The following is a 6,167-nucleotide window of genomic DNA, read 5'->3' as shown; positions in this document are numbered from 1 at the left end:
TTGTCAACCGGTCATTCAACCTTGTTTTTCAAAATCCTCTTCTCGTTCAGCAGTGCTGTCCGGAAGAGCTGCGTATAGTACAGAGTTGGGAAATAAAGACAACCTGCGCATTCTACGTAAATTGAGATCTACTTAATCAGCTTGCGGATCGACTTCAGCCTGAGCGCCAACAGTAATACAAGAACAGTGCCGTACATCAATGGTTCTGTGTAGTCGCTTTTGACCAGCCAGAGGAAATGAATGATGACAAGAATACCAGCAACATAAACCAATCGATGCAACTGACTCCATTGCCTGCCTAGCCTTTTCATCATGCCTTTTGTCGAAGTCAGCCCTAATACAATTAATATTGATAGCGCAAATACACCAACAATGATTCAAGACCGCTTATACAGGTCTTCAAGGAGCGTCTCCCATTGCCAAGCTAACATGAACGCTAGATAGGCGATTAGATGTAGAGATGCATAAAATAAAGCAAACAGGCCAAGCATTCGCCTGAATCGTATTACCTTATTTATGCCTGTCAGCTGTCGTACAGGTGTCACTGCCAGTGAAAGCAATAAAAAGATTAGAGCCCATTCACCCGGGCCATGGGTCAGAGTGGTTGCTGGATCAGGCCCGAGCTTGTTGTTTATCGCTTTGAAGACCAAATCCACCAGCGGGAATAAGCTTAACGGAAAAACCAGCAGTTTGACTTTGGGTTAATGACGCAGCTGCCCCATATTTGCCCTTCTTAGCTTGCAATTGCTCTTTGTCCCCTTGCTTAGATCGATCGGCTTTTTTATCAATAGGCTCACTATCGACATTCCCCTCCTGAGAGCACCCAGATAACACAAGCCCTGCCCCAGCAGCCGCTAACCAGGCTGATTGCTTGATAAAACGCCTGCGCTCTTGGTAAACCTTGTTCGGTGTTATCTCACTGCCAAGAGCCGAAGATTTTTTCTTATTTATCAGCAGCATAATCATCCTTTATGCGCCACACGTTTTTACACAATGCCTTCAATAGAGAATGTTATGCATTCTAACCCTCTTGTTAGTGCTCCCCCCCTCCATGCATGGAAGAATCGTGGCATCAAAAATAAATTTTGATGCCATTAAATGCTTTCAAGGAGGATTTCATAATGACAACCACCCCACTAGGTCAGTCCTTTCGAAGTGCTGCAGAATTTGTAGCGCACCAAATCAGTAATCTACCAGAGAATGCCGGTTATTATGCCGGTAGAGTTGTAGGTGCTGTCGCAGCCACTCCATTAACCCTGCTAGCCAATGCTTCTGATGGCTGGCTTAAAACCAAGTTCGAGCCAAAACCTATTAATAGCTATTCAATTAAAGCCGCCGAGCTTGGCAAAAATTTTGGGCTTGGATTAAAAAAATTCTCTCAATGGGCCGCCGATTTCACCAATAAACTCGGCAATAAAGTTGGTTTTGCCTTAGGACGAGCCGTTGGTGCCGCAGCAGGTGCTGTTATTGTTGGTGCGAAGAAATGCTATGGCAAGCTGACACATAAGGAAGTTCAGCACAAATCTATCAACGATTACTCCATCAAAGTCGCAAAAGTAGCCGCGAAAATTGGAGGATACGCCTCTAATGCAGGATTCATGGCTCTTAGCCCAACCATTCTTGGGCCTATTATTGGAGCCGGCCTGCTCTTTAACTTCACAGACTCCTTCTGTGAGCTAGTGAGACAGCGCAAGGCTGCAGAAAACTATGGCACGGAAATGAAAGATCTTACGAAGAAACCAGCGGTTGTGCCAACTGCATCTCCGCTGGAAGAAGATGACTTCCCTGCTCCAGCTAAACTTGATCTTTCATTGTCAGATTTAGACGAGGAAATGAAAAACTATCCTGTGCCTAAATCGGGAAATGACGACGACTCAACTGCTGCTCCAGAAGGTACCAGTCGTGAAACCACAAGTTCATCGCCTCGACCATCGCTAACGTCAGAGGCCAGTGATTTTGAACTGGTTCCTATACTGGGTTCGACCAGGTCTTCTATATCGGACTATGATCTACCTCCAGAATCATTAAGCAGGCGCGCCAGTACTGCTAGTGATGGTTCTTCGTTTGTAGTGGTTCCTGAAGATGGAAATGAAGATAACGTCTTCGACTAAGTCAAAAACTGGCTACATTGCCAAAGCCACCCGTTGAAACCAACCGGTGGCTTTTTTACAACTACTTGCCAGGCTCTCCACCCAAACGGAAAATCGCAGTAATAGGCCCTGAACAGGCATAGGCGAGGAAGATCATCAATAGTGTTCTTGGCGGATCCATAAAGACCACAGCAAACGCCAGAACAATGGCCAGCAGGAAGATAAAGTGCACCCGCCCTCGAAGATCAATCTTCTTGAAGCTCTGGTAACGAATATTACTCACCATCAAAATACCCGCGCCGCCGGTAATTAATGCTGCCAATAACGCCACACTGGTGGATTCGCCATTAAAGCCCAAATCACTCAATGCCCACACCAGGCCAATCACCAGTGCTGCTGCAGCCGGACTGGCCAACCCAGTAAAGTAGTTACTGTCGGTGGTTTCAATCTGTGCATTAAAGCGGGCAAGACGAAGCGCCGCACAAGCCGCATAAATAAAGGCAACCATCCAGCCGAACTTGCCCAGATCGTGGAGCGCCCAGCTAAATGCCACCATGGCCGGTGCAACACCGAAGGTGACCATATCGGCCAGGCTATCGTACTGTTCGCCAAACTTGCTCATGGTGTTGGTCATTCTGGCGACTCGGCCATCGAGGCCATCCAGAATCATTGCAACAAATACGGCCACACAGGCCATACCAAAATTGCCGGCCTGGGCCGCAATGATGGCATAAAAACCACCAAACAGGTTGCCGGTAGTAAAGAGATTGGGCAGCAGGTAGATCCCCTTGCGGCGAATGGGCTGTCCCTCTTCAATTACTTCTTCTTCGTGCTCGTCGATAGGAAAAAAACCGTCGACGGCCTCTTCTTTACTCTCCGGCTTTTCCATTTTCTCAGTCATTGGTACATCTGCTCATCAATTACAGAATCAGCGAGAAACTCTATCACGAATGTCAACATTGCGGGATAGTCTCACATCAATCGTTCATCCGGTGTTAACACCCAACCTTGCTGACACTTTTTCCGAAGTGCTGACCAGAATTGCTCTGCGCCCGCGTGCAGCCTGATATCATTGCGGTACAGTTTGATCTCGACCTCGCCCCAATAAATATCACGCTTTTCTGGGCTGACCACATCCACCAGCTGCCCACTTTTTAATTCATCAACAATGGCGTAGCCCGGTAACCAGGCAATACCGCTGCCATTGAGTGCCATGACTTTTAATAAGTTTGTCAATGAAGATTCCATCACCGGCTGGAATGTTGGAGAGTCTTCCAGCGCTCGCAGTATTCCATTCACCTGCCGCCCCATAAAGGCATCAGGACTATACCCCAATATTGGAATCGGGGCTGACTGTGTGAGTTGAAACCGCGGCTGGCCACCAGCATCGGGAGCACAAACAGGTCTTAACTCAGTTTTTCCCAAAGACAGACTCAGAAATGGCGGCTGCATTAATGCTTCTATATTAAAGGCAAGAAGAAAATCGCAACGCCCTTCCTGCAATGCCTCCACCGCCAAATCCACATCAATACTTTCTACCCGACTTCTCAGCATTTGCCCTTCATGACTCATAGCTTGAATCAACTCGGGTAGAAGCGTGACGGATAGAGAATGCGCCGCGGCAAAATCCAACGGCTGCGGACCAAAGCCACTCTGGCCTTTAAGCTGATGAAGGCCATCTTCCATTTGCCGGAGCAGATTTCTGGCCGTTGTGCGAAACAGTCGGCCTTCTGGCGTTAGGGTGAGAGGTGTCGTTGCACGGTCAATCAACTCAACACCCAGCGATTGTTCCAGGCTTCGTATCCGGCGGCTGAAGGCCGGTTGAGTGACGTTGCGAAACTGCGCAGCTCTAGAGAAATTACGCAGTTCCGCGAGGGCTAGAAAGTCTTCCAGCCATTTGGTTTCCAGATTCATTCAGGCCATTTAGTCCAGTCGGCTATAAAAGCACCCTGAACAGCTCCCTTTCAGACATTAATACCCCCAGGAAATCACATGACTTAACTTCACATCATGGCAGCTCAGTGCGGAATAAGAGAAAGCGGTAAAGCCTGCATCACAGCCCACTGCAATTCTTCGTTTTGCAAAAAGGCCGAGTCTGCCACATTCGTGAAGAGGGGGGAATATCGGTCATCATACTAAGGTAGGGCTACATGCAGATATTTTATCATGTAGCATTATCGGAGTGAGTTTGCTTGTCAAATGTAAGACTGGATTCCATTCTAGAAGCACTCACGCATCTTTAATCAATAAGAATCATCTGGAATACATATGGATATCAAAAGAACCCCAATTCTCGGTCCTTCGACTATAAAGCCTGAGACTGATAAGCAGCATAAGCCTGGTCAATCAAAAATATACATCAGCAAACTTAATGAAGGTACAGAAGCACCTCATAACACTCCTATCAGAGACAGAAACCCGAAACATGATGACGCCCTTAATAGGCTTGCTACAAAGCCTAAACAGTGGTTAAGCAAACTAATTAATGATTCCTATAATGAGAATCCGAATCAGCGCTGTATCGGTAGCATGCAACTCTTTGGCGGTGCGAGGTACTTCGATCATCCAAAAAATACTGTTATAACTTTGGACTGCATTGGTCACCCGTATAACGCCAACACGGTTGGAGACTCATTTATTGCTTCCCACGGCCCCACAACTGGCGATAAATCCATTGCTGGCTTGTTTACCATGGCCATGGAAAATGAAGGTTCCACTATAGTGAACCTGGATAAACAGCTTCGTTACTGGCCTGAGACTGGAGAAAAACGCACGTACGATCTGGACAACCATCAAACGCTCAGTGTTACCACCAAAAAAGAAGAAGATAAAAATACTTCCGGATACGATGTGATTACGCTGGAACTGGAAAGTAACTTTCTGGATAAAAGCACAAAAGAGCCGGTAACCGAAAAGAAAACCTTAACTATTTACCATTTTCTATCCTGGCCAGACATGGGCGTGCCGGTTGATAAGGATCTACAAAATCTATCAGGTCTACTGCAGACGATAAATCCAGTAACCAACAATGAAAAATTGATCACTCACTGCATGGCAGGTATAGGGCGTACCAGTACGTTCATCACTCTATTGCGTGTCATAAAAGACATAGACAGTGGCATTATCACTTCTGACAACCTTCTGCAGTCCATCAACGATCTGGTTCTTGATATCAAAAAGGCAAGAGGTATCTACGCAGTAGAAACCTCAGATCAGCTTAAACTCATACTGGAGCAGGCAGAACTGCATCTTGAGCAGCACACACCCTCTAAATAATTTGTTAACCTCAAAGCAGGTACTGGGGATCGGCAACTGCATTCAAGCTGCATACTGTTCAAAATCGCCTTGGAAGTGGTTGTCGTGATCGGTGTAGTACCAATCCACACACGCTTTCGCCAGCAGCTCCGTGGCGTCGATACAAAGCTCGGGGTTCTCTCGGGCAATCTTGGCAAGGCCAATAGGGATTTCAGTGCATCCGAGAATAACGGCTTCTGCACCGGCACCCACCAGGTGGTTAAACACCTCTTCCATCCCTTGCGAACCTTGATTCAATCGGCCTGCTTTGACGTCATAAATTGAGGTCATGAGCTGTTGCTGAGTAAGCTCTTCGGGATTAATGCAACGCCCGCCCATGCTGCGAATGCGCTTCTTATAAAGGCCGGCAGCCACGGTGGCGTTAGTCGCCATCAGCCCGGTTTGAATAATGCCTCGCTGCAGAATTTCACGACAAACGACGTCAATAATACTGATCATCTTCACAGAGGTTTCTCCCTGCAAAGCATCAAACCAGTAATGCGCGGTATTACAGGGGATAACAATACACGTTGCACCTGCATGCTCCAGACGCTTTAATCCTTTCAGCAACGCTGGAAAAGGATCTTCTCCGCCGTGCAAAATGCAGGCACTGCGATCTGGAATCTGCGGCACGTTATGCACCAGAATCGGCATGTGATTCTGATCCGTTGCCACCTGACTCAGCGCCACCACTTTTTGCATGAAATCCACGGTGGCCAACGGCCCCATTCCCCCAAGAATCCCCAACATCTCTATGCTCCGGGTTGAAATTTGTTCTTGGGA

The 6,167-nt window shown here is 47.3% G+C and carries 8 protein-coding genes; 2 read left to right on the top strand and 6 right to left on the bottom strand.

Annotated features, from left to right (window positions below):
- Nucleotides 1–128 precede the first annotated feature (128 nt).
- The 3 genes from Q1B11_RS18885 to Q1B11_RS18880 form a co-directional block, all read right to left on the bottom strand.
- Nucleotides 129–314 (bottom strand): hypothetical protein, encoded by a 186-nt coding sequence (locus Q1B11_RS18885; RefSeq protein ID WP_299735314.1) that lies wholly within the window; start codon nucleotides 312–314, stop codon nucleotides 129–131.
- Between the two features lie 63 nt (nucleotides 315–377).
- Nucleotides 378–656 carry a ferric reductase-like transmembrane domain-containing protein gene (locus Q1B11_RS20485; RefSeq protein WP_366139490.1) on the bottom strand — a complete coding sequence of 93 codons (279 nt, stop codon included), beginning with the start codon at nucleotides 654–656 and terminating at the stop codon, nucleotides 378–380.
- Nucleotides 613–960, bottom strand: coding sequence for a twin-arginine translocation signal domain-containing protein (locus tag Q1B11_RS18880; protein WP_299735313.1), 348 nt, complete (start codon nucleotides 958–960; stop codon nucleotides 613–615). The genes Q1B11_RS20485 and Q1B11_RS18880 overlap by 44 nt, the downstream gene beginning before the upstream one ends.
- A 161-nt stretch (nucleotides 961–1,121) precedes the next feature.
- On the opposite strand from Q1B11_RS18880, the gene Q1B11_RS18875 reads away from it, so the two are divergent.
- A complete protein-coding gene (locus Q1B11_RS18875; protein ID WP_299735311.1) occupies nucleotides 1,122–2,111 on the top strand; it encodes a hypothetical protein in 990 nt (329 codons plus the stop codon).
- Between the two features lie 61 nt (nucleotides 2,112–2,172).
- Here the strand turns inward: Q1B11_RS18875 and pssA are convergent, their stop codons facing one another.
- Together pssA and Q1B11_RS18865 are read right to left on the bottom strand one after the other, a co-directional pair.
- Nucleotides 2,173–2,991, bottom strand: coding sequence for a CDP-diacylglycerol--serine O-phosphatidyltransferase (gene pssA, locus Q1B11_RS18870; RefSeq protein WP_299735309.1), 819 nt, complete (start codon nucleotides 2,989–2,991; stop codon nucleotides 2,173–2,175).
- Nucleotides 2,992–3,062: 71 nt separating this feature from the next.
- Nucleotides 3,063–4,004: a LysR substrate-binding domain-containing protein gene (locus Q1B11_RS18865; protein WP_299735307.1), complete on the bottom strand. Its 942-nt coding sequence runs from the start codon at nucleotides 4,002–4,004 to the stop codon at nucleotides 3,063–3,065.
- A 354-nt stretch (nucleotides 4,005–4,358) separates the two neighbouring features.
- Here Q1B11_RS18865 and Q1B11_RS18860 point away from each other — a divergent pair, with 354 nt between their 5' ends.
- On the top strand, nucleotides 4,359–5,366 hold the full coding sequence (locus tag Q1B11_RS18860; RefSeq protein WP_299735305.1) for a tyrosine-protein phosphatase: 1,008 nt from the start codon (nucleotides 4,359–4,361) through the stop codon (nucleotides 5,364–5,366).
- Nucleotides 5,367–5,408: 42 nt separating this feature from the next.
- Here the strand turns inward: Q1B11_RS18860 and Q1B11_RS18855 are convergent, their stop codons facing one another.
- Nucleotides 5,409–6,134 (bottom strand): amino acid racemase, encoded by a 726-nt coding sequence (locus Q1B11_RS18855; RefSeq protein WP_299735303.1) that lies wholly within the window; start codon nucleotides 6,132–6,134, stop codon nucleotides 5,409–5,411.
- Nucleotides 6,135–6,167 lie beyond the last annotated feature (33 nt).

This window comes from uncultured Endozoicomonas sp. (genome assembly GCF_947495845.1).
Classification (GTDB): Bacteria; Pseudomonadota; Gammaproteobacteria; order Pseudomonadales; family Endozoicomonadaceae; genus Endozoicomonas.
This window is presented reverse-complemented; position numbering and strand designations above follow the sequence as displayed.

Coding starts and splice junctions, on each gene's coding strand:
- Q1B11_RS18860 (WP_299735305.1), top strand. CDS start 4,359: ATGGATATCAAAAGAACCCCAATTCTCGGTCCTTCGACTATAAAGCCT.
- Q1B11_RS18885 (WP_299735314.1), bottom strand. CDS start 314: ATGATGAAAAGGCTAGGCAGGCAATGGAGTCAGTTGCATCGATTGGTT.
- Q1B11_RS18865 (WP_299735307.1), bottom strand. CDS start 4,004: ATGAATCTGGAAACCAAATGGCTGGAAGACTTTCTAGCCCTCGCGGAA.
- pssA (WP_299735309.1), bottom strand. CDS start 2,991: ATGACTGAGAAAATGGAAAAGCCGGAGAGTAAAGAAGAGGCCGTCGAC.
- Q1B11_RS18880 (WP_299735313.1), bottom strand. CDS start 960: ATGCTGCTGATAAATAAGAAAAAATCTTCGGCTCTTGGCAGTGAGATA.
- Q1B11_RS18855 (WP_299735303.1), bottom strand. CDS start 6,134: ATGTTGGGGATTCTTGGGGGAATGGGGCCGTTGGCCACCGTGGATTTC.
- Q1B11_RS18875 (WP_299735311.1), top strand. CDS start 1,122: ATGACAACCACCCCACTAGGTCAGTCCTTTCGAAGTGCTGCAGAATTT.